This window comes from Serratia sp. Ae19-1, assembly GCF_059801225.1.
In genome coordinates this window covers 14,786-35,949 of the sequence record NZ_JBCHWD010000004.1, presented here as the reverse complement: position 1 = coordinate 35,949, position 21,164 = coordinate 14,786, and the positions used below count along the sequence as shown (strand labels likewise).

Genomic DNA, 21,164 nt, shown 5'->3' with positions numbered 1-21,164 from the left:
ACCGAGACAGCGCTCTCGCAAGCAAGGCCAGTTAAATAGCCATGTAATATGGTGGGGTTCCCGAGCGGCCAAAGGGAGCAGACTGTAAATCTGCCGTCACTGACTTCGAAGGTTCGAATCCTTCCCCCACCACCATCTTCTCTTTGTTGATGAACTTGAAGCGAAAGCTGAAATCTCATTAAACGCCGAGGGGGAGGATGAGAAGCTTCGACAAGATTCGAGCCGAGCGCAGCGAGACAACGCGCTTTAGCGCGGTAATCCTTAGAAGCACACAACAGGAATTTAGCCCATTCCTTAAAAAATCAGTAAATCCATGAATATCATGGTGGGGTTCCCGAGCGGCCAAAGGGAGCAGACTGTAAATCTGCCGTCACTGACTTCGAAGGTTCGAATCCTTCCCCCACCACCATTCCTTGCACAAAACTCCAAAACCCACTTAAAGCACATCGCATCCATAATGCTCCGTACCGGGGAAGGATGAGAAGCTTCGACAAGGTTCGAGTCTCACGCAGTGAGACAACACGCTTCAGCGCGGCCCGCAGGGTGAGTCGCGCAGCGACGAATCATCCTTCCCCCACCACCATCCCTTGCAAAAAACTCCAAAACCCACTTAAAGCACATCGCATCCATAATGCTCCGTACTGGGGAAGGATGAGAAGCTTCGACAAGGTTCGAGTCTCACGCAGTGAGACAACGCGCTTCAGCGCGGCCCGCAGGGTGAATAGCTCTCGTATCAATAAACTCAATTTATCTCCCTTTATCGCCGCTTTCTCCTTGATGTTTTATCTCCACACTCCCAGCAGTAACTTGAACTCCGGCCGACAATTCGCTATACCACTGGCTTCTTTAGTGCAGTAAGGGACAGGTGGATGCGAAACAATATTTGCGTTTTTTGTGGCGCCAGCGAAGGCGTCAACCCCGCTTATGCCGAGCAGGCCCGTCAACTGGGGCAACTGCTGGCCGGACAGGGGCGCCGGTTGATCTACGGCGGCGGCAAAAAAGGGTTGATGGGCATCGTGGCGGACGCCGTGCTGGCCGCAGGCGGTGAAGCTGTCGGCATTATCCCTGAGCGCCTGGTTGAAGCGGAAACGGCGCATCGCGGCCTGACCGAGTTGGAAGTGGTGCCTGACATGCATACGCGCAAAGCCCGTATGGCGGCGCTGGCGGACGGTTTTATCGCCCTGCCCGGCGGCATCGGCACGCTGGAAGAGCTGTTTGAAATCTGGACCTGGGGACAGATCGGCTATCACAACAAACCGGTCGGCCTGCTCAACGTTAACGGGTTCTACCGCCCACTGAGCCAGTTCCTCGAACATGTCGCCGATCAGGGCTTCATGCGTCACGACTATCTCGGTACGCTGCACATCAGCGAATCGGCGCAAACGCTGCTGCAACAGTTTGACGACTATCAGCCTAAAAATTACGACCGCTGGGCGAAATAACCGGCTGCGCAGTCAGCGGGCCCGCCGCTGTCTGCGTTACATTTCCCGCCAAACTCTGCTACTATCACAGCACATTTTTCTCGTGAAAACGGCACCGCTCATGAAGTTTGTCTCTTTTAATATCAATGGACTGCGCGCGCGTCCGCACCAGCTGGCGGCAATTATCGAGCAGCACCAGCCCGACGTGATCGGTCTGCAGGAAACCAAAGTTCACGACGACATGTTCCCGCTGGAAGAAGTCAGCCAGCACGGCTACCACGTGTTCTATCACGGGCAAAAAGGCCATTACGGCGTGGCGCTGCTGACCAAAGCGGAACCGTTGGCTGTACGCCGCGGCTTCCCGACCGATGAAGAAGACGCGCAGCGTCGCATCATCATGGCCGATCTGGCGACCCCGCAGGGTACGCTGACGGTGATCAACGGCTACTTCCCACAGGGAGAAAGCCGCGACCACCCGATCAAGTTCCCGGCTAAGACGCGTTTCTATCAGGACCTGCAAAACTACCTGGAGCAACAGCTGTCGGCGGAATCCCCGGTGTTGATCATGGGCGACATGAACATCAGCCCCAGCGATTATGACATCGGCATCGGCGAAGACAGCCGTAAACGCTGGCTGCGTACCGGTAAGTGCTCCTTCCTGCCGGAAGAGCGCGCATGGATGGATCGCCTGCTGAACTGGGGCCTGGTGGACACCTATCGCCACGCCAACCCGGAGCGCAATGACGAGTTTTCGTGGTTCGACTATCGCTCAAAAGGCTTCGACGATAACCGCGGCCTGCGCATCGATCTGCTGCTGGCCAGCACCCCGCTGGCTTCGCGCTGCATCGCCACTGGTATCGACTATCAAACCCGCGGCATGGAGAAACCTTCCGACCACGCGCCGGTTTGGGCGGAATTTACGCTGTAACCCATCACCCCGGCGCTCGCCGGGGTTTTACTTTGTGAAGCCAATGAAAATTATCGACGTGGTAGCCGCTATTTTGGAACAGAACGGCCGCATTTTGCTGGCCCAGCGCGGCCCAGGCAGCGATCAGGCCGGTCTGTGGGAGTTTCCCGGCGGCAAGGTTGAGCCGGGCGAGAGCCAGCCAGAGGCGCTGGCGCGCGAGCTGGATGAAGAATTGGGGATTTGCGCCCGTGTCGACGCCTATGTGGGCAGCAATCAATGGCAGCAAGGCGAACGCGTCATCCGGCTGCACGCCTGGCGAGTCGTGGATTTCTCCGGCGAACTGCAACAGCGTTGCCACTCGGCGCTGGTCTGGGTCACGCCGCAACAAGCGCAGGAATTCGCCCTGGCACCCGCCGACGTTCCACTGCTGGCGGACTATATCGCCGCGCAAAGCGATGCACGCTGAGCGCGGCAATAGGTTACATCGTCACTTCTTCAGGTGCACCCAGATCAAGGGGTTGGTGCCGATGGTGTTGGGCTCACGCACGCACTGCAACACTTCCCCCTCCACTTTGAGCACCGCGCCTTCGGAATAGTTTTGATTCTGGTAGACGCAGCAACGGTTGCAGGGCTGCGCCGGCGGCGGATTGACGCCGTTTTTCGCCGTACCCCAGATCTCTGGAGAGACCGGCAACACCACGTCCACATCGCCACGGTTGGCGGCGGCCTGGCCGGAAAACGCCAGCGCAGCGGCGGCCAGCAATCCCATGAGTCCGTGCTTCATTCACTCTTCTCCTGCGCCTTACCGGCGCTTTTTCTGCGTTTTTTGCCCCCGCTGGCAGGCGGCGGTGGCAATCCACGAAACGCCATGCTCGCCCGGCTCTGCTTGGCCTGATAAATCAGCTCTTGCAGCGTGCCGACCAACGGCTGCATAAAGTCCTGATAACGGCAGGATTTCTCGCTGATTTGCGTCAGCGTAGCCTCCCAGTTGGCCGTCATATCAGGACGAGCAGCAAGATCCGGCAGCGAGTGAATCAACGCGCGCCCGGTTTCGCTGGAGTGAATATAGCGCCCCTTCTTGTACAGAAACGCCCGCTTGAACAGTAATTCGATGATCCCCGCTCGCGTCGCTTCCGTCCCTAAACCATCGGTCGCTCGCAGGATTTTCTTTAGCGCTTTATCTTGTACGAACCGCGCGATGCCGGTCATGGCCGACAGCAGGCTGGCGTCGGTAAACGGCCGTGGGGGCTGGGTCTGGCGTTCCACCACTTCACCGCGCTCGCACAGCAGCTCATCATCTTTAGCCACCACCGGCAGCGGCGCACCTTCGTTTTCCTCGTCGCGCTCCTTGCTGCCCAACAGCGTACGCCAGCCGGCTTCCGCCAGGAAACGCGCCTTGGCGATAAATTTGCCGCCGGCGATATCCAGCTCGATCACGCATTTGCGGAATACCGCATCCGGACAAAACTGCATCAGGTACTGACGTGCCACCAGCCCATACACGTTCCGCTCATCCTGCGTCAGGTTGACCTTGCCGGCGCGGGCGGTGGGAATAATGGCGTGGTGGGCATCGACCTTTTTATCGTCCCAGCAGCGGTTGCGGCGATCGCTGTCGATCACCGGCTGCGGGTACAGCTCAGGTTGATGTACGCTGATTGCGTTTAGCACCGCGTGACGGCCGGCGAAATGCTCTTCCGGCAAGTAACGGCAGTCGGAACGCGGATAGGTGAGCAATTTGTGGGTTTCATACAGCCGCTGGCAAACATCCAGCACCTGCTGCGCACTGAGGTTATAACGCCGGGCCGCTTCGATTTGCAGCGTAGAGAGCGAAAATGGCAGCGGTGCGGTATCTGATTCCCGTTTATCATTATAGGCGGTGACCAGGGCCGGTTGGCCTTCGATGCGCTTAACCACGTGCTCCGCCAACGGCCGATGCAGCAAACGCCCCTCTTCATCCTGATAAGGCTCGCAAGATTCGCTGGGCTGCCACAGCGCCACAAAGCGCTCTTCTTTCGGCGTGACGATGTGCGCTTTGACCTCGAAGAAGTCTTTCGGCACAAAGTTTTCTATCTCTTCGTCGCGCCGCACCACCAACCCCAGCACCGGCGTCTGCACCCTGCCCACCGACAGCACGCCGTCGTAACCGGCATTGCGGCCCAGCAGCGTATAGGCGCGGGTCATATTGATGCCATAGAGCCAGTCGGCGCGCGAACGCGCCAGCGCAGACACGCACAGTGGAATGAAATCACGGTTGTCGCGCAGGCGTTCGAGAGCACGCTCCACCGCCTGCGGGTTGAGATCGTTGATCAGACAGCGGCGCACGTTCTGGCGCTTTTCTGCCGTCAAATCCAGATAGTCCAGCACCTCATCCACCAGCAACTGCCCTTCGCGGTCCGGGTCTCCGGCGTGCACCACTTCATCGGCTTCGAGCAGCAACTTTTTAATCGCATTGAGCTGTTTGCTGACCGAAGGGCGCGGCTGCAATCGCCATTTTTCAGGAATGATCGGCAGATCCGCCAACGACCAACGCGCATAGCGGCTGTCATAGGCGTCAGGCTGGGCCTGCTCCAACAGGTGACCGACGCACCAGGTCACCACATCGTTGTTGCCGCAGGCGATATAACCGTCGCCGCGGCGATGCGGCTTGGGCAATACGTCGGCAATGGCGCGCGCCAAACTCGGTTTCTCGGCTATGAACAGTCGCATTATTCACCGTTTTTCTGGCTGAACGTCATCAAGAATTCTCTTACTTCTGCATAGTTCCCGCGGAAGACGATCCGCTGGGCTTTCTTTTCCAACTGATAGCAATACATCGGATCGTAGTACTGCTGCAACAGGGGCGCCAACCATTCGCGGTGCGCGTCGCCCTGGCCGCTGAGGCGCTGTATCCGCAACGCCGCTTCGAGTCGCAGCGTCAACTGCTGGAAGCGCTCCAGCCCCAGACGACGGCGTATGGCGAACAGGCCATGGTGCAAATAGTCGTCGTATTGCCGCCAACCCTCTTCTGCGCCATAGGTTTGTTCGAACTGTTCGCGCATGCCGTCGATATATTCCGCCTGCAGGCGCGCCAGGCGAATGTCGAACGGATCGTCGATCACCGCTACCGGCGCCTGCTGCATGCCATTGAACAACGGCAACGGCAGATTGTTGCTGCCGATGATCCGCCCTTCGTCTTCCAGCACCCAACGGCGGCTGCCACCATGCTGTTTTTTCAGCAATAACACAGCCAGACGATTCTCAAAATCGATCTGCGAGCTCTGGCCCGCCAACGTTCGGCCAAAAGATGAACCGCGATGGCGCGCCGCGCCTTCCAGATCGACGCCGTCGGCCAGTTCGTTGACCAGCAGCGTCTTGCCACTGCCGGTATTGCCGCCGACCAGGGCCATCGGCAGCTCGGCGCTTTGCGCCAGCACGCCGAGCAGATAATTGCGCAGCGCCTTGTAGCCGCCGACGATGCGCGGGTAGTCCACGCCGGCCTCATGCAACCATTGCTGCACCAGTTGCGAGCGCAGCCCGCCGCGGAAACAGTAAATATAGCCTGCGGGCCGCTCTGCGCAGGCCGTCAGCCAGGCGGTAGTGCGCTGTTCGCGCAGTTTGCCGTTCACCAGACTGTGGCCGAGCGCAATCGCTGCTTGCTGGCCATGCTGCTTATAGCAGGTACCGACCGCCTGCCGCTCGCTGTCGACCATCAGCGGCAAATTCAGCGCCTGGGCGAAGGCGCCCTGCTGGAATTCAATCGGCGCACGCACGTCAATCAGCGGCACGTCCTGCAGGAAAATGCGTGGGTAATCGTCGCTGTCCGGCCTTCCTTGCACGTTGGACACTACTCGACCTCGATCAGCGGCTTACCGGCCGAGGCCGCATGCAACTCGCCGATGGCGTTGAGCGTGATGCCATGCTGCTCGGCAATCGCCAACACCTGCGCTTCCGCCTCAGGCAGCACCGCCAACAGCAGGCCGCCGGAGGTCTGCGGATCGCACAGCAGCTGGCGCTGCAGATCGCTCATCCCACCCACCAGATGGCCGTAGCTGTCGAAGTTGCGCCCGGTGCCGCCCGGCACGCAGCCCTCGGCGATGTACGCCTCGACGTCCGGCAGTTTCGGCACCCGATCGAACCAGACCGTCGCCTGCAGACCGGAGCCCTGACAAACTTCGCTCAGGTGGCCCAACAGGCCAAAGCCGGTGATGTCGGTCATCGCCGTGACGCCCGCCACTTCGGCAAAGTCGGCGCCCGGTTTATTCAGGCGGCACATCACCTCCGTCGCCAGGCCCTGATGCGCCGGGCGCAGCTTGCTTTGTTTTTCGGCGGTCGTCAGCACGCCGATGCCGAGCGGTTTAGTCAGATAGAGTTTCGCCCCGGCCTGTGCGGCGCTGTTTTTCTTCACCCGCTCGGTATTGACCACGCCGGTGACCGCCAGGCCGAAAATGGGCTCCGGCGCATCGATGGAGTGGCCGCCGGCCAGCGCGATCCCCGCCTGCTGGCAGGCGAAACGGCCGCCGTCGATCACTTGCTGCGCCACCTCCGGCGGCAGTTTGGCGATCGGCCAGCCGAGAATGGCAATCGCCATGATCGGTTTACCGCCCATGGCGTATACGTCGCTGATGGCGTTAGCGGCGGCGATGCGGCCGAAATCGAACGGATCGTCGACGATCGGCATGAAGAAGTCGGTGGTGCTGATGATGCCGACGCCGTTGCCGATGTCGTACACCGCCGCGTCGTCGCGGGTTTCATTGCCGACCAGCAGGCGCGGATCGACAAATTTTTCCCGCTCGCTGTGCAAGATGGTTTCGAGAACTTTCGGTGAGATTTTGCAGCCGCAGCCAGCGCCATGGCTGTACTGGGTTAAACGGATCGCTGGCGATGTCATAGTCCACTCCCTTCGATAACGGCACTCAAGATAACATAGGGTAGCGCTTGCCGAGGGGATTGATAAGAGCGGGCCGCCGATAAGCGAACGGCCTGCTCAGAAACCATGCAATTTTGCGGGGTTTGGCGCATTTTCACCGCGCCCCGCGGGGAACAAACTCAGAAATAGCTGACGAAAGGCGCGCTGTCCGGCGGCGTCACCTTGGTGGCGGCCTTCAGCTGCGGCGTACCCAGATAGAGGAAGCCGACGATCTCGTCCTGCTCGCGGCAGCCGAAGGCTTCGCGCACCAGCGCATGCTCGGTCCAGGCGCCGGTGCGCCAGATACCGTTAAAGCCCTGCGCCAGCGCCGCCATCTGCATCGCCTGCACCGCGCAACCGGCGGAAACCACCTGCTCCCAGCGCGGCACCTTGGTCTCTTCGGTGCAGTGCGCGATGACGGTGATGATCAGCGGCGCGCGGAACGGCGCTTTAGTGGCCTTCTCGATCGCCGCGTCGTCCAGTTGATCCTGCTTCGCCGCCGCCTGTAGCAGCTGGCTGAAACGCTCCAGACCCTGATTCTCGATCATCACGAAACGCCACGGCTGCAGCGCGCCGTGATCGGGCGCACGCAGGCCCGCGTTGATGATATTTTGGCGCACTTCCCCCGCCGGCGCCGGTTCCGCCAGGCGCGAAGCCGAGCGGCGATTCAATAAAAGATCCAGAGCATCCATCGTAAACTCCTGATAACAATTTTCATTCCGGCCACGTTAACATAGCTAAACGACGAGTTACAGCCTCGGCGATAGCGTCCGTGTGCCACGATTTAAAGCTGACATTTACCCGGCCGCTCATTAGGATAGCGGAACATTCTCGACTCTTGTTGGAGAGCACATGCGCACATTGTGGCAAATTATTGCCGGCATTTTCCGGTGGACATGGCGTCTGCTGAATTTTATCAGGGAACTGATCCTTAACCTGTTCCTGGTATTGCTGATCCTGGTTGGGGTCGGCATCTATCTATCCTTCCAAAGTTCTTCCACCTCGACGGCTCCGGCGCGCGGCGCACTGCTGGTCGATTTAAGCGGCGTAGTGGTCGATCAGCCTTCGGTCAACAACCGGGTACGGCAATGGGGCCGCGAACTCTTGGGCGCCTCCAGCAGTCGTCTGCAGGAGAATTCGCTGTTCGACGTGGTGGACAGCATCCGCAAGGCCAAAGACGACAAAAACATTACCGGCATGGTGTTGCAGCTGAATGACTTCGCCGGCGCCGATCAGCCGTCGCTACGTTATATCGGCAAGGCGCTGCGCGAATTCCGCGACAGCGGCAAACCGATCTTCGCCATCGGCGACAGCTACAACCAGACGCAGTACTACCTGGCCAGCTACGCCAACAAGGTCTACCTGTCGCCGCAGGGCGCGGTCGATCTGCACGGCTTTGCCACCAACAACCTGTACTACAAGTCGTTGCTGGACATGCTTAAGGTCACCACCAATATCTTCCGCGTCGGCACCTATAAATCGGCGGTAGAACCGCTGATCCGCGACGATATGTCGCCGGCGGCGCGTGAAGCGGACAGCCGTTGGATTGGCGGCCTGTGGCAGAATTACCTGGAGACCGTGGCAGCCAACCGTCAACTGACGCCGCAGCAGCTGTTCCCGGGCGCGGCCGGCGTGTTGAGCGGCCTGCAGGCTGCCGGTGGCGATACCGCCCGCTATGCGCTGGACAATAAGCTGGTGGATGAGCTGGCGTCGCGCACCGCGATCGAAAATCAGCTGGTCAAAACCTTTGGCTGGGACAAACAGGCGAACGATTTCAACGCCATCAGCATCTATGATTACCAGCCGAAACCGGATGCCAACCAGGGCGGCAAGATCGCCGTAGTGTTCGCCAACGGCGCCATCATGGACGGCCCGCAGACGCCGGGCAACGTCGGTGGCGACACCACCGCCGCCGAACTGCGTCAGGCGCGCCTGGATCCGGCCATCAAGGCCGTGGTGTTCCGCGTCAACAGCCCTGGCGGCAGCGTCAGCGCGTCCGAAGTGATCCGCTCCGAGCTTGCCGCCGTGCGCGCCGCCGGCAAGCCGGTGGTGGTTTCCATGGGCGGCATGGCCGCATCGGGCGGCTACTGGGTCTCGACGCCGGCCGACTACATCATCGCCAGCCCGAGCACGCTGACCGGCTCCATCGGCATTTTCGGCATCATCAACACCTACGAGAAAACCCTTGATACGTTGGGCGTGCACACCGACGGCGTGGCGACCTCGCCGCTGGCCGACATCGCGGTCACCAAGGCGCTGCCGCAGGAGTTCTCGCAGATGATGCAGCTGAACATCGAAAACGGGTATAAGAACTTCCTCGATCTGGTCGCCAAATCGCGCAAGATGACCCCGCAACAGGTTGACCAAATCGCGCAAGGCCACGTGTGGCTCGGCAGCGACGCCAAGGCCAACGGCCTGGTCGATCAGTTAGGTGATTTCGACGACGCGGTGAAGAAAGCCGCCGAGCTGGCGAAACTGCAACAGTGGCAGCTCGACTGGTTCGTCGACACCCCAAGCCTGAGCGATATGGTGCTCAGCCAGTTCGGCGTTTCCATTCACGGCATGCTGCCGGCGGCGATTCAGGCCATGCTGCCCGCCCCGCTGGCGTCGGTCGCCAACGCGGTGAAAGAACAGCCGGGCTTGTTCAATAACCTGAACGATCCGCAAAACCGCTATGCGATCTGCCTGACCTGCGGAGAAGTCCGCTAACAAATAATTCTGCAGCCCGGCCATCGCCGGGCTTTTTTTCTGCCGCCATGCCCCTATAATTCAGCCCATCTTATCTTTGTTAAAATCATGACCATGCAAAAGAAATCCATTTACGTCGCCTACACCGGCGGCACCATCGGCATGCAGCGTTCCGATCACGGCTATATCCCGGTTTCCGGCCACCTGCAGCGCCAGCTGGCGCTGATGCCCGAATTCCATCGGCCGGAGATGCCGGATTTCACCATTCATGAATATGCGCCGCTCATCGACTCTTCGGACATGACGCCGGAAGACTGGCAACACATCGCCGACGATATCAAACAGAACTACGACCGCTACGACGGCTTCGTGATCCTGCACGGCACCGACACCATGGCGTTCACCGCCTCGGCGCTCTCCTTTATGCTGGAGAACCTGGCCAAACCGGTGATCGTCACCGGTTCGCAAATTCCCCTAGCGGAACTGCGTTCCGATGGCCAAACCAATCTGCTGAACGCACTGTATCTGGCGGCCAACCATCCGGTGAATGAAGTCAGCCTGTTCTTCAACAACAAGCTGTTCCGCGGCAACCGCACCACCAAAGCGCACGCCGACGGCTTCGACGCCTTCGCTTCCCCCAATCTGCCGCCGCTGCTGGAAGCCGGCATCCATATTCGCCGCCAGCACGGCATCGACAGTCCGGCGTGTGACGGCGCGTTGCAAGTGCACGACATCACGCCGCAGCCGATCGGCGTGGTCACCATCTATCCGGGCATTTCCGGCGCGGTGGTGCGCAACTTCCTGCTGCAGCCGGTCAAAGCGCTGATCCTGCGCTCCTACGGCGTCGGCAACGCGCCGCAGAAAGCCGAGCTGATCGACGAGTTGCGCGCGGCGTCCGAACGCGGCATCGTGGTGGTCAACCTGACGCAGTGCATCTCCGGGCGCGTCAATATGGAAGGCTACGCCACCGGCAACGCGTTGGCGCACGCCGGAGTGATCAGCGGTTTCGACATGACGGTGGAGGCCGCACTGACCAAACTGCACTATCTGTTGAGTCAGCCGCTGACGCCGGAACAAATCCGCACGCTGATGCAGCAAGACCTGCGCGGTGAACTGAGCATCAACGGTTAATCCACTGACCTAGGGAGTGGCGATGAAAACGGCCTTGTTGTTGATCGATCTGCAAAACGATTTCTGCCCCGGCGGCGCGCTGGCGGTCACGGAGGGCGACGCCGTCATTCCGGTCGCCAACCGGGCGATCGCCGCCTGTTTGGCGCGCGGCGAGCCGGTGGTGGCCAGCCAGGACTGGCACCCGACCAATCACCGCAGCTTTGCGGTGAACTCCCATACGCAGGTCGGTACCCTCGGCGAGCTGGAAGGCCTGCCGCAGGTGTGGTGGCCGGTGCACTGCGTGCAAGGGAGCCACGGCGCCGATTTTCATCCCCAGTTGCAGCGGCAACACATCGATGCCGTTTTTCGCAAAGGACAGGATACGGATATCGACAGCTACAGCGCGTTCTTCGATAACGGCCACCGGGCGCAGACCGAACTGCACGATTGGCTGCAATCGCAGGGTGTCCGACAGTTGGCGATCATGGGCCTGGCGACCGATTACTGCGTGAAGTTCAGCGTGCTGGATGCGCTGGCTGCCGGCTATCCAACGCAAGTGATCGTCGACGGCTGCCGCGGCGTTAATCTGCAGCCGGGCGACAGCGAAAAGGCGCTGCAGGACATGGCGCACGCCGGCGCACAACTGGTTACCCTGTCACAGTTCCTCGCCAGCTAAATCCTCTCGGGTGCCATCGGCGCCCTTTTTGCGCGGCGGCGAAAATATCGACGCCGCTCACAATACCGCCCTTCTTCTCCGCCAGCCGCTTGTGACCGACAGACGCTTTTGCTGTTATGACTGCGACGCTTTTGACGTCAATCGGTTATACGCATCCGGGGCCCGCTGAGCCCGGCTTTATTGTGACCGCCGCTGGCGGTACGGTCGGCCTTGCCGACCCAAGGAGACAAACATGAAATTAACCCGAAAACTGCTGCCTTTGCTGGCAGCGGTGCAGTTGGCTATGGCCGGCGTCGGCTCGGCGCAGGCAGGCTATCTATCCGTCGGCTACTTCAACGGCGGTGGCGACGTCACCGCCGGCCCCGGCGGTGATATCGACAAACTGGACGTGACGCAAATCACCCACCTCAACTATTCGTTTGGCCTGATCTACAACGGTGAGAAGGATGAAACCAATGCGGCGTTGAAAGATCCCGCGCGCCGGCACCAGATCTACCTGTCGCCTAAAGTAACGGCCGATCTGCAACGGCTGCCGGTGTTGCGTAAACAGAACCCCGAGTTGAAAGTCCTGTTGTCGGTCGGCGGCTGGGGGGCTCGCGGCTTCTCCGGCGCAGCCGCCACCGCAGAAAACCGGGCGATATTCATCCGCTCCGCGCTACAGGTGATTGCACAGCATCAGTTGGATGGCATCGACCTGGACTGGGAATACCCGGTGAACGGCGCCTGGGGGCTGGTGGAAAGCCAGCCGGCAGACCGCGACAACTTCACCCTGCTGCTGAAAGAGCTTCACCAGGCACTGGGTAAAGGTAAACTACTGACCATCGCCGTCGGTGCCAACGTCAACAGCCCGCAGGAATGGGTCGATGTGAAAAGCATTGCCCCTTACCTCAACTACATCAATCTGATGACCTATGACATGGCTTACGGCACGCAGTACTTCAATGCCAACCTGTACGATTCAAAGCGCTGGCCAACCGTGGCCGCCGCCGACCGCTACAGCGCCGATTCCGTGGTAAAACATTATCTTGCCGCCGGATTAAAACCGGCGCAGATGAACCTCGGCATCGGTTTTTATGGCCGGGTGCCGAAACGAGCGACCGAAGCGGGCATCGACTGGGACAAGCCGGACGCCGCCAAACATCCGGTGACACAGCCTTATTTCAGTGCGCGAGAAACCGCTCTGTTCAACGCGCTGGGGCTGGATCTCAGCAAAGACACTTACTTTAAATACCACGACATCGTCAGCAAACTGCTCAACGATCCGCAGCGCCGTTTCCGCGAGCACTGGGATGACGACGCCAAAGTGCCTTATCTGACGCTGCAATCCGCCGCAGGCAAACCGCTGTTCGCTATCTCCTACGAGAACCCGCGTTCGGTGGCCATCAAAGCCGAATACATCAAAAGCCAGGGATTGGGCGGTGCGATGTTCTGGGAATACGGCGCGGACGACAACAACCGGCTGGCGCAACAGCTGGCGGAATCGCTTGGGGTTAAGGGAGAGAAACGGTAAATCGACGGGGCGATGGCGACATCGCCCCGCTTTAGGGACAGCTTACTGCGGTTTGAGTTTGACCAGCGGCTCGGCAACGAACTGCTGCTTCAGCTCTTGCTTGCTCTTCATCACGATCTGCCCGTCGGTGCCGATGCTCATGTGTTGCGGATCGACGTTGTTCATCGACTGCCACAGCATCACCGCCTGCAGGCTGTTTTCCTTCTGCTCAGGCGTGAGCGCCACGCCGTCCGGCCACTTGCCCAGCTCAACCGCCTGCACCAGGCGCTGGTATATCTCGGGCGTCATCGCCGCAATCATATCTTTCACGTCCATCAGAGCCCTTCCCACTTACGGATGAATAATTAGCTGAATCGATTTTGTTGGTTAAATTACCACTTAACCGGCCGTTTGGTCGCCATTCTCACCGTCGGTGAAGCTCAGCGAAGCGGAGTTGACGCAGTAACGCTCGCCGGTCGGCTGCGGGCCGTCGGGGAAAACGTGCCCCAGGTGCGCGTCGCAGTGGCCGCAGCGGATTTCAACACGATGCATATTATGAGAGTTATCATCGAGATAACGGATCGCATCGGCGGAAACCGGCTCATAAAAGCTCGGCCAGCCGCAGCCGGAATCGTATTTGGTTTCGGAATAGAACAGCGGCTGGTTACAACACAGACAATGGTACACGCCCTCACGCTTATTGTGCAGCAATTTGCCGCTGAACGGCGCTTCGGTGCCGCGCTGTTGCGTCACATAACGTTGGATTTCATTCAGTTCCGTGACCGGATGACCGGGGGTTGTCTCTTTAGCCATTTGTGCTTATCTCTGAATGTGGATAATGTCAACGAAAACAATGATTAATAATAACAAAAAATTAACACCACTGCAGGGTTTTTTGGCCTAAACTGTAGCCCATAAAGGCCACGTCACGATGATATGTGATAACGATCACACATCTTGCGCATGCTGACTTTATACTTGGCGGCTTGTCCCCATATACGGATAAGGCCGAGCGCAAATGGACTGTGCAATAAGCGTGCAAAACCACCCTTCCGGTTTGACTTGCCGCAAGAATTGACACGATTCCGCTTGACGCTGGGTAAGGTTTTTGTAATTTTACAACCAACCTTTTATTCACTAACAAATAGCTGGTGGAATATATGACTATCAAAGTAGGTATCAACGGTTTTGGCCGTATCGGTCGCATTGTTTTCCGTGCTGCTCAAGAGCGTTCTGACATCGAGATCGTTGCAATCAACGACCTGTTGGACGCAGAGTACATGGCTTACATGCTGAAGTATGACTCTACTCACGGCCGTTTCAACGGTACGGTAGAAGTTAAAGACGGCCACCTGGTTGTTAACGGCAAAACCATCCGTGTTACCGCAGAGAAAGACCCGGCTAACCTGAAGTGGAACGAAGTGGGCGTTGACGTGGTTGCTGAAGCGACCGGTATCTTCCTGACCGACGAAACCGCACGTAAACACATCACCGCTGGCGCTAAGAAAGTCGTTCTGACTGGCCCATCCAAAGATGCGACCCCAATGTTCGTGCGCGGCGCTAACTTTGACAAATATGCCGGCCAGGACATCGTGTCCAACGCCTCTTGCACCACCAACTGCCTGGCGCCACTGGCTAAAGTCATCAACGACAACTTCGGTATCGTTGAAGGCCTGATGACCACCGTTCACGCGACCACCGCTACTCAGAAAACCGTTGATGGCCCGTCCCACAAAGACTGGCGCGGCGGCCGCGGCGCATCCCAGAACATCATCCCTTCTTCTACCGGCGCAGCGAAAGCGGTTGGCGTGGTTCTGCCAGAGCTGAAAGGCAAACTGACCGGTATGGCGTTCCGCGTACCAACTCCTAACGTATCCGTTGTTGACCTGACCGTGCGTCTGGAAAAAGCGGCTACCTACGAAGAAATCAAGAAAGCCATCAAAGACGCCGCTGAAGGCTCGATGAAAGGCGTTCTGGGCTATGTTGAAGACGACGTGGTTTCCACCGACTTCAACGGCGAAGTGCTGACTTCCGTATTCGATGCCAAAGCCGGTATCGCACTGAACGACAACTTCGTGAAACTGGTTTCCTGGTACGACAACGAAACCGGTTATTCCAACAAGGTTCTGGATCTGATCGCTCACATCTCCAAGTAATGGCATGATGTTAAGCTGATAATAAGGGCGACATTTTTGTCGCCCTTTTTTATTTGTCTCTCCGGCAAACAATAAGGTAATGAAATGAACGAGAAAATTTTCACCCTGCCCGTTTCCGAACAGATTTCTCCTTACATCAGCCAACGTCAACTCGACGAGCTGGGTGTGGTTGTGGTGTCGCATCCGAAAGTGCGCGCAGCCGTCGCGCTGCAGGGCGCCCATTTGCTGGCCTGGCAGCCCAGCGGCGAGCAGCCGGTGATTTGGCTCAGCAGCAATACCCCTTTCGCTAAAGGCAAGGCCATCCGCGGCGGCGTGCCGATCTGCTGGCCGTGGTTCGGCCCAGCCGGACAACCTTCGCACGGTTTTGCCCGCAACCAGCCCTGGAGCCTGACGGCGCACGATGAAGATGACAACGGCGTCATCCTGACCTTTACGCTGAAAGACAACGAACAGACCCACAAACTGTGGCCGCACGCCTTCACGCTGATCGCCCGCTTCAAGCTGGGTGCAGAGTGCGAGATCGAACTGGAATCGCACGGCGATTATCAAGCCACTGCGGCGCTGCACAGCTACTTCCAGGTCGGCGACATCGATCGAGTCAGCGTAGCGGGCCTGGGCGAGCCGTATATCGATAAGGTGGCGGGCGGCGCCGAAGCGCGTCAGACCGGCGAAGTGACCTTCGTCGGCCAAACCGACCGCGTCTATACCCGCCCCGAGGCCTTCAGCCTGATCCGCGATCCGGCGCTCGCTCGCACCATCGAGGTTCACCACCACCATATGAGCGACGTTATCGCCTGGAACCCCGGCGTAGAGCTCTCTTGCAGCATGGGGGACATGCCGAACGACGGTTACAAGACCATGGTTTGCGTAGAGACCGGGCGCGTGAGCAAACCGCTGATCGCCGCCGGCGAACAACCTGCTCGATTGGGCGTCACCTTCCGCAGCCGCAAGAAGGCCTAATACACCGAGCGCGGCGGCGCACTACAGATGTGCAAAAGGGGCGCCAGCGCCCCTTTTTGATGCACGCGATGCACGATAATCGTGCGATGCATGATTAGAAGGTGTAGCTCACACCCGTCATCAACAAACCGGTGTAGGATTTATCCACCATCGGGCTGTCTTTCACTTCATCCGACAACTTCACATAGCGGCCGACGAAGAAGGCGTTCCAGCTCTTGTTGATCTGGTAATTGGCGCTCAGCTCGAGGTACGGCGCCCAGCTATCGCCCGGGGTGTAGCTATCAAGGCCGCTGCGGCGGGATTCATTGGCACTGACGCCGTAGTAATATTTGTTCTGGTTCTTGCTGTTCCACATCACGCCTACGCCCGGTACCAGCGTCAGCGCGTCCAGATCAAACTTGTACAGATAGGCCAAATCGCCCACCAGCCCGTTGCTGTTGTTCAGCGTGTCGCCGGTAAAGGTGGTGCGGAGGGTACCCCACTCGGCGTTGTGCGAATAGGCCAGGCCAGCCATCAGCGTGCCGCGGCGCTTGTCGAGACGCTTCATGCGATCGTCGTCGCTGTCGCCCGGACGGTAGCCCCATGGCGTGTAGTAGCCCATGATGCTCAGCTGGTTTTCCTGATCTTTCCACAGGTAGTAACCGGCGGTCAGCGTACGGAAGTAGAAGTCGTCACCTTCATAGTCGATGACGGGCACCGGATAAACGCGGTCCTGATAACCACGATACGCGTCCGGGCTAACCAGCGCGGCAGCGCCGAGTGACCAGGTTCCCGCCTGAGCACTTTGCGCACAAACCATTGCGGAAGCGATAATTGCTAGCGTTTTGAGTTTTGAAATCTTCACTGGTTCTTTTTCCATAAATTACAGGGTTAATAGCCGCAACAGTTTATGTGAAAATTTAGTTACGCGCCTAATCTTTACAATAGAAAACGACCAAGATCGAATAACTTATAGCGGAATTATGAATTAATCATGGCGGAACGATGACGATTCAAGCCGCAGGCCGCGCCAGACAAGGCATTTGGCTCCCAGAGTAATAACTGAGTCATTGATATGACTTAAAAAAAGCTTTTTCTACGGCAGGAAATTTTCCGGCAAGCAAACTAAGCTTAAATCAGAAGGTGAATTTATCCTGAGCCCAGTGGCATACAGCGCAACTCGCGATAATAAGCGCACCAAGTTGGCATACGGGTTGCTGTACTTAGGCGTATTCTCATCTTTCGGGAGCCAGAACACTATCACACGCTCTCTTTAACCTGTGCTAATAACAAAAGGACGGGCATCATGAACATATTTGACCACTATCGCCAGCGCTATGAAGCTGCCAAGGACGAAGAGTTCACACTGCAGGAATTTCTTACCATTTGCCGGCAAGATCGCAGTGCCTATGCCAACGCGGCCGAACGTCTGCTGATGGCTATCGGTGAACCTGTGATGGTCGACACTGCGCTAGAATCACGCCTGTCGCGCCTGTTCTCCAACCGCGTGATCGCACGCTATCCGGCCTTCGAAGAGTTCTACGGCATGGAAGAGGCCATCGAACAGATCGTCTCTTACCTGAAACACGCCGCGCAGGGCCTGGAAGAGAAGAAACAGATCCTTTATCTGCTGGGCCCGGTGGGCGGCGGTAAATCCTCGCTGGCGGAACGTCTGAAGGCGTTGATGCAGCGCGTGCCTATCTATACCCTTAGCGCCAATGGCGAACGCAGCCCGGTCAACGATCATCCGCTGTGCCTGTTCAATCCGCAGGAAGACGCCACGATCCTGGAAAAAGAGTTCAATATCCCCAGTCGCTACCTCGGCACCATCATGTCGCCGTGGGCGGCGAAACGTCTGCATGAGTTCGGCGGCGACATCACCAAGTTTAAAGTGGTGAAAGTGCGCCCTTCCATTCTGGAACAGATCGCCATCGCCAAAACTGAGCCGGGCGATGAAAACAACCAGGACATCTCGGCGCTGGTCGGTAAAGTGGATATCCGCAAACTGGAGAACCACGCGCAGAACGATCCGGACGCCTACGGTTACTCCGGCGCCCTGTGCCGCGCCAACCAGGGGATTATGGAATTCGTCGAGATGTTCAAGGCGCCTATCAAGGTGCTGCATCCGCTGCTGACCGCAACCCAGGAAGGCAACTACAACGGTACCGAAGGCATCTCCGCCCTGCCGTTCAACGGCATTATTCTGGCGCACTCCAACGAATCCGAGTGGGTGACATTCCGCAACAACAAGAACAACGAAGCGTTCCTCGACCGCGTCTATATCGTCAAGGTGCCTTACTGCCTGCGCGTGTCGGAAGAGATCAAGATCTACGATAAGCTGCTGGATCACAGCGAGTTGACCCACGCGCCGTGCGCGCCGGGCACCCTGGAAACGCTGGCGCGCTTTAGCGTGCTGTCGCGGCTGAAAGAGCCTGAAAACTCGAGCATTTACTCGAAAATGCGCGTGTACGACGGCGAAAGCCTCAAAGACACCGATCCGAAAGCCAAGTCCTATCAAGAGTACCGCGACTATGCGGGGGTTGACGAAGGCATGAACGGCCTCTCCACCCGTTTTGCCTTTAAAATCCTCTCGCGGGTGTTCAACTTCGATCACGCCGAGGTGGCGGCTAACCCGGTTCACCTGTTCTATGTGCTGGAGCAGCAGATAGAACGCGAGCAGTTCCCGCAGGATTTGGCGGAGAAATACCTGGAACACCTGAAAGGCTATCTGATCCCGAAATACGCCGAGTTTATCGGCAAAGAGATCCAGACTGCCTATCTGGAATCCTACTCGGAATATGGCCAAAACATTTTTGACCGCTACGTGACCTACGCAGACTTCTGGATCCAGGATCAGGAGTATCGCGATCCCGACACAGGTCAACTGTTCGACCGCGAGTCCCTGAACGCCGAACTGGAAAAAATTGAAAAACCGGCCGGCATCAGCAACCCGAAAGATTTCCGCAACGAAATCGTGAACTTCGTGCTGCGCGCCCGCGCCAATAACAACGGCCGCAATCCGAACTGGACCAGCTACGAGAAGCTGCGCACCGTGATCGAGAAGAAAATGTTCTCCAATACCGAAGAGCTGTTGCCGGTGATCTCGTTCAACGCCAAAACCTCGACGGACGAGCAGAAAAAACACGACGACTTCGTCGATCGCATGATGGAGAAAGGTTACACCCGCAAGCAGGTGCGCCTGCTGTGTGAATGGTATCTGCGGGTCAGAAAATCCTCATAACGCCTCAGGTAAGCGGCATTATCAGGGCCATGTCCGCAGTTATGGCCGTAGCAGCGCAGCCCACGGAGGGGCTGCACATTGCGCTGTCGCGGTCGGGACATGAAGAGTTGGCAACGTCGTTTGGGGGAAGTATGGCCTATTTCATTGACCGACGGCTGAACGGCAAAAACAAGAGCATGGTGAATCGCCAGCGCTTCTTGCGCCGTTACAAGTCGCAAATCAAACAGTCGATTGCCGAAGCCATCAACAAGCGTTCGGTCACCGACGTGGACAGCGGGGAGTCGGTATCCATCCCCACTGACGATATCAACGAACCGATGTTTCATCAGGGGCGCGGCGGCACGCGCCATCGGGTTCACCCGGGCAACGACCATTTTGTGCAGAACGATCGCGTCGAGCGACCTCAGGGCGGATCGGGCGGTGGCGGCGGCCAGGGTAACGCCAGCCAGGACGGTGAAGGCCAGGATGAATTCGTTTTTCAGATCTCCAAAGATGAGTATCTCGATCTCTTGTTCGAAGATCTCGCCCTGCCCAACCTGAAAAAGAACCAGTACAAACAGCTGACCGAGTTCAAAACCCATCGCGCCGGTTATACCGCTAACGGCGTGCCGGCCAACATCAGCGTCGTGCGCTCACTGCAAAATTCGCTGGCGCGGCGTACCGCCATGACCGCCGGCAAAAGACGCGCGTTGCACGAGCTGGAAGAGGCGCTGACCCAGCTGGAAAACACCGAGCCGGTGCAACTGCTGGAAGAGGAACGGCTGCGTAAAGAGATTGCCGAGCTGCGCAAGAAAATCGAAAGCGTGCCGTTTATCGACACCTTCGACCTGCGTTACAAAAACTACGAGCGCCGGCCGGAGCCCTCCAGCCAGGCGGTGATGTTCTGCCTGATGGACGTGTCCGGCTCGATGGATCAGGCCACCAAAGACATGGCGAAACGTTTTTACATTCTGCTTTATCTGTTCCTGAGCCGAACCTACAAAAACGTCGACGTGGTGTATATCCGCCATCACACTCAGGCGAAAGAAGTGGACGAGCAGGAGTTCTTTTATTCGCAGGAAACCGGCGGCACCATTGTCTCCAGCGCGCTGAAGCTGATGAGTGAAGTGGTCGAAGAGCGTTACGACCCGGCGCAGTGGAATATCTACGCCGCGCAGGCGTCTGACGGGGACAACTGGGCAGACGATTCACCGCTGTGCCATGAGCTGTTGGCGAAGAAGCTCCTGCCGATGGTGCGTTACTACAGCTACATCGAAATCACCCGTCGCGCCCACCAAACGCTGTGGCGCGAATACGAGGATCTACAGGCGAAATTCGACAACTTCGCCATGCAGCATATCCGTGAACCGGACGATATCTATCCGGTATTCCGCGAACTGTTTCGCAAACAGACCGTTTGAATAATCTGCAATAACGCCACCACAGCCGGAGAACCACGTTTCCCGGCTGTTTCTTTTTCGCCATGATATATCGCCGAGCCTGAGCGTATAATTTTTGACCGCCACCCGAGAAATAATAAGCCGCGTTATCCCGAATGGCGCTGCCTATTATTCTTTCTTCTGAGGTTATTCCTAAACATTCGCCGTCGCGTCCGCACGGCTTGATGGGAATATTCCCATTCAGTTATCGTTATCTTATCGCTTAAGCCCTTT

At 58.1% G+C, this 21,164-nt stretch carries 19 protein-coding genes, 2 tRNA genes and 2 other RNA genes; 15 read left to right on the top strand and 8 right to left on the bottom strand.

Going from position 1 to position 21,164, the window contains the following annotated elements; translation table 11 throughout:
• Window positions 1-50 precede the first annotated feature (50 nt).
• From AAIE04_RS12935 to AAIE04_RS12905, 7 genes are all read left to right on the top strand, one after another.
• A tRNA-Tyr gene (locus AAIE04_RS12935) sits at window positions 51-135 on the top strand.
• Between the two features lie 189 nt (window positions 136-324).
• Window positions 325-409 (top strand) — tRNA-Tyr (locus tag AAIE04_RS12930).
• A gap of 47 nt (window positions 410-456) precedes the next feature.
• A non-coding RNA gene (locus AAIE04_RS12925) (RtT sRNA) lies at window positions 457-583 on the top strand.
• A 50-nt stretch (window positions 584-633) separates the two neighbouring features.
• Window positions 634-757, top strand: a non-coding RNA gene (locus AAIE04_RS12920) — RtT sRNA.
• A 112-nt stretch (window positions 758-869) separates the two neighbouring features.
• Complete coding sequence (locus AAIE04_RS12915) at window positions 870-1,442, top strand: LOG family protein (protein ID WP_019452752.1); 573 nt, start codon at window positions 870-872, stop codon at window positions 1,440-1,442.
• Between the two features lie 100 nt (window positions 1,443-1,542).
• Window positions 1,543-2,349, top strand: coding sequence for an exodeoxyribonuclease III (gene xthA / locus AAIE04_RS12910; protein WP_019452753.1), 807 nt, complete (start codon window positions 1,543-1,545; stop codon window positions 2,347-2,349).
• Window positions 2,350-2,392: 43 nt separating this feature from the next.
• Window positions 2,393-2,794 carry a pyrimidine (deoxy)nucleoside triphosphate diphosphatase gene (locus AAIE04_RS12905; RefSeq protein WP_498056319.1) on the top strand — a complete coding sequence of 134 codons (402 nt, stop codon included), beginning with the start codon at window positions 2,393-2,395 and terminating at the stop codon, window positions 2,792-2,794.
• Window positions 2,795-2,815: 21 nt separating this feature from the next.
• Here AAIE04_RS12905 and AAIE04_RS12900 read toward each other — a convergent pair whose 3' ends face one another.
• From AAIE04_RS12900 to AAIE04_RS12880, 5 genes are all read right to left on the bottom strand, one after another.
• Window positions 2,816-3,112 (bottom strand): DUF1496 domain-containing protein, encoded by a 297-nt coding sequence (locus tag AAIE04_RS12900; RefSeq protein WP_498577082.1) that lies wholly within the window; start codon window positions 3,110-3,112, stop codon window positions 2,816-2,818.
• On the bottom strand, window positions 3,109-5,034 hold the full coding sequence (locus tag AAIE04_RS12895; RefSeq protein WP_498577081.1) for a DNA topoisomerase III: 1,926 nt from the start codon (window positions 5,032-5,034) through the stop codon (window positions 3,109-3,111). Before AAIE04_RS12895 ends, AAIE04_RS12900 begins: the two co-directional genes overlap by 4 nt.
• Complete coding sequence (gene mnmH, locus AAIE04_RS12890; RefSeq protein WP_498577080.1) at window positions 5,034-6,152, bottom strand: tRNA 2-selenouridine(34) synthase MnmH; 1,119 nt, start codon at window positions 6,150-6,152, stop codon at window positions 5,034-5,036. The genes AAIE04_RS12895 and mnmH overlap by 1 nt, the downstream gene beginning before the upstream one ends.
• Window positions 6,152-7,195 carry a selenide, water dikinase SelD gene (gene selD, locus AAIE04_RS12885; protein ID WP_498577079.1) on the bottom strand — a complete coding sequence of 348 codons (1,044 nt, stop codon included), beginning with the start codon at window positions 7,193-7,195 and terminating at the stop codon, window positions 6,152-6,154. The genes mnmH and selD overlap by 1 nt, the downstream gene beginning before the upstream one ends.
• A gap of 158 nt (window positions 7,196-7,353) precedes the next feature.
• Window positions 7,354-7,905: an NAD(P)H nitroreductase gene (locus AAIE04_RS12880; protein WP_019452759.1), complete on the bottom strand. Its 552-nt coding sequence runs from the start codon at window positions 7,903-7,905 to the stop codon at window positions 7,354-7,356.
• Between the two features lie 160 nt (window positions 7,906-8,065).
• Between AAIE04_RS12880 and sppA the strand changes: the two genes are divergently transcribed.
• The 4 genes from sppA (at window position 8,066) to chiD (ending at window position 13,197) form a co-directional block, all read left to right on the top strand.
• Window positions 8,066-9,922, top strand: a complete 1,857-nt coding sequence (gene sppA / locus AAIE04_RS12875; protein WP_019452760.1) for a signal peptide peptidase SppA — start codon at window positions 8,066-8,068, stop codon at window positions 9,920-9,922.
• Window positions 9,923-10,015: 93 nt separating this feature from the next.
• A complete protein-coding gene (gene ansA / locus AAIE04_RS12870) occupies window positions 10,016-11,032 on the top strand; it encodes an asparaginase (protein WP_025159798.1) in 1,017 nt (338 codons plus the stop codon).
• Window positions 11,033-11,054: 22 nt separating this feature from the next.
• Window positions 11,055-11,687: a bifunctional nicotinamidase/pyrazinamidase gene (pncA, locus tag AAIE04_RS12865; protein WP_498577078.1), complete on the top strand. Its 633-nt coding sequence runs from the start codon at window positions 11,055-11,057 to the stop codon at window positions 11,685-11,687.
• A gap of 232 nt (window positions 11,688-11,919) precedes the next feature.
• Window positions 11,920-13,197, top strand: coding sequence for a chitinase ChiD (gene chiD / locus AAIE04_RS12860; protein WP_498577077.1), 1,278 nt, complete (start codon window positions 11,920-11,922; stop codon window positions 13,195-13,197).
• Window positions 13,198-13,239: 42 nt separating this feature from the next.
• Here chiD and AAIE04_RS12855 read toward each other — a convergent pair whose 3' ends face one another.
• Both AAIE04_RS12855 and msrB read right to left on the bottom strand, forming a co-directional pair.
• On the bottom strand, window positions 13,240-13,512 hold the full coding sequence (locus AAIE04_RS12855; protein WP_498577076.1) for a YeaC family protein: 273 nt from the start codon (window positions 13,510-13,512) through the stop codon (window positions 13,240-13,242).
• Between the two features lie 63 nt (window positions 13,513-13,575).
• Window positions 13,576-13,989, bottom strand: coding sequence for a peptide-methionine (R)-S-oxide reductase MsrB (msrB, locus tag AAIE04_RS12850; protein ID WP_019452764.1), 414 nt, complete (start codon window positions 13,987-13,989; stop codon window positions 13,576-13,578).
• Window positions 13,990-14,336: 347 nt separating this feature from the next.
• Between msrB and gapA the strand changes: the two genes are divergently transcribed.
• Complete coding sequence (gapA, locus tag AAIE04_RS12845; protein WP_004932222.1) at window positions 14,337-15,332, top strand: glyceraldehyde-3-phosphate dehydrogenase; 996 nt, start codon at window positions 14,337-14,339, stop codon at window positions 15,330-15,332.
• An 84-nt stretch (window positions 15,333-15,416) separates the two neighbouring features.
• A complete protein-coding gene (locus AAIE04_RS12840; RefSeq protein ID WP_498577075.1) occupies window positions 15,417-16,292 on the top strand; it encodes a D-hexose-6-phosphate mutarotase in 876 nt (291 codons plus the stop codon).
• Window positions 16,293-16,386: 94 nt separating this feature from the next.
• Here AAIE04_RS12840 and AAIE04_RS12835 read toward each other — a convergent pair whose 3' ends face one another.
• Window positions 16,387-17,151, bottom strand: coding sequence for a MipA/OmpV family protein (locus AAIE04_RS12835; protein ID WP_498577074.1), 765 nt, complete (start codon window positions 17,149-17,151; stop codon window positions 16,387-16,389).
• 426 nt (window positions 17,152-17,577) lie between these two features.
• On the opposite strand from AAIE04_RS12835, the gene yeaG reads away from it, so the two are divergent.
• Together yeaG and AAIE04_RS12825 are read left to right on the top strand one after the other, a co-directional pair.
• Window positions 17,578-19,512, top strand: a complete 1,935-nt coding sequence (gene yeaG / locus AAIE04_RS12830) for a protein kinase YeaG (protein ID WP_019452766.1) — start codon at window positions 17,578-17,580, stop codon at window positions 19,510-19,512.
• Window positions 19,513-19,643: 131 nt separating this feature from the next.
• Window positions 19,644-20,912 carry a YeaH/YhbH family protein gene (locus tag AAIE04_RS12825; RefSeq protein ID WP_019452767.1) on the top strand — a complete coding sequence of 423 codons (1,269 nt, stop codon included), beginning with the start codon at window positions 19,644-19,646 and terminating at the stop codon, window positions 20,910-20,912.
• The last annotated feature ends 252 nt before the right edge of the window (window positions 20,913-21,164 follow it).

What these genes read in the sequence shown, in the direction of transcription:
- AAIE04_RS12915 (WP_019452752.1), top strand. Translation starts at nt 870, where the DNA reads ATGCGAAACAATATTTGCGTTTTTTGTGGCGCCAGCGAAGGCGTCAAC.
- xthA (WP_019452753.1), top strand. Translation starts at nt 1,543, where the DNA reads ATGAAGTTTGTCTCTTTTAATATCAATGGACTGCGCGCGCGTCCGCAC.
- AAIE04_RS12905 (WP_498056319.1), top strand. Translation starts at nt 2,393, where the DNA reads ATGAAAATTATCGACGTGGTAGCCGCTATTTTGGAACAGAACGGCCGC.
- AAIE04_RS12900 (WP_498577082.1), bottom strand. Translation starts at nt 3,112, where the DNA reads ATGAAGCACGGACTCATGGGATTGCTGGCCGCCGCTGCGCTGGCGTTT.
- AAIE04_RS12895 (WP_498577081.1), bottom strand. Translation starts at nt 5,034, where the DNA reads ATGCGACTGTTCATAGCCGAGAAACCGAGTTTGGCGCGCGCCATTGCC.
- selD (WP_498577079.1), bottom strand. Translation starts at nt 7,195, where the DNA reads ATGACATCGCCAGCGATCCGTTTAACCCAGTACAGCCATGGCGCTGGC.
- AAIE04_RS12880 (WP_019452759.1), bottom strand. Translation starts at nt 7,905, where the DNA reads ATGGATGCTCTGGATCTTTTATTGAATCGCCGCTCGGCTTCGCGCCTG.
- sppA (WP_019452760.1), top strand. Translation starts at nt 8,066, where the DNA reads ATGCGCACATTGTGGCAAATTATTGCCGGCATTTTCCGGTGGACATGG.
- ansA (WP_025159798.1), top strand. Translation starts at nt 10,016, where the DNA reads ATGCAAAAGAAATCCATTTACGTCGCCTACACCGGCGGCACCATCGGC.
- pncA (WP_498577078.1), top strand. Translation starts at nt 11,055, where the DNA reads ATGAAAACGGCCTTGTTGTTGATCGATCTGCAAAACGATTTCTGCCCC.
- chiD (WP_498577077.1), top strand. Translation starts at nt 11,920, where the DNA reads ATGAAATTAACCCGAAAACTGCTGCCTTTGCTGGCAGCGGTGCAGTTG.
- AAIE04_RS12855 (WP_498577076.1), bottom strand. Translation starts at nt 13,512, where the DNA reads ATGGACGTGAAAGATATGATTGCGGCGATGACGCCCGAGATATACCAG.
- msrB (WP_019452764.1), bottom strand. Translation starts at nt 13,989, where the DNA reads ATGGCTAAAGAGACAACCCCCGGTCATCCGGTCACGGAACTGAATGAA.
- gapA (WP_004932222.1), top strand. Translation starts at nt 14,337, where the DNA reads ATGACTATCAAAGTAGGTATCAACGGTTTTGGCCGTATCGGTCGCATT.
- AAIE04_RS12840 (WP_498577075.1), top strand. Translation starts at nt 15,417, where the DNA reads ATGAACGAGAAAATTTTCACCCTGCCCGTTTCCGAACAGATTTCTCCT.
- AAIE04_RS12835 (WP_498577074.1), bottom strand. Translation starts at nt 17,151, where the DNA reads ATGGAAAAAGAACCAGTGAAGATTTCAAAACTCAAAACGCTAGCAATT.
- yeaG (WP_019452766.1), top strand. Translation starts at nt 17,578, where the DNA reads ATGAACATATTTGACCACTATCGCCAGCGCTATGAAGCTGCCAAGGAC.
- AAIE04_RS12825 (WP_019452767.1), top strand. Translation starts at nt 19,644, where the DNA reads ATGGCCTATTTCATTGACCGACGGCTGAACGGCAAAAACAAGAGCATG.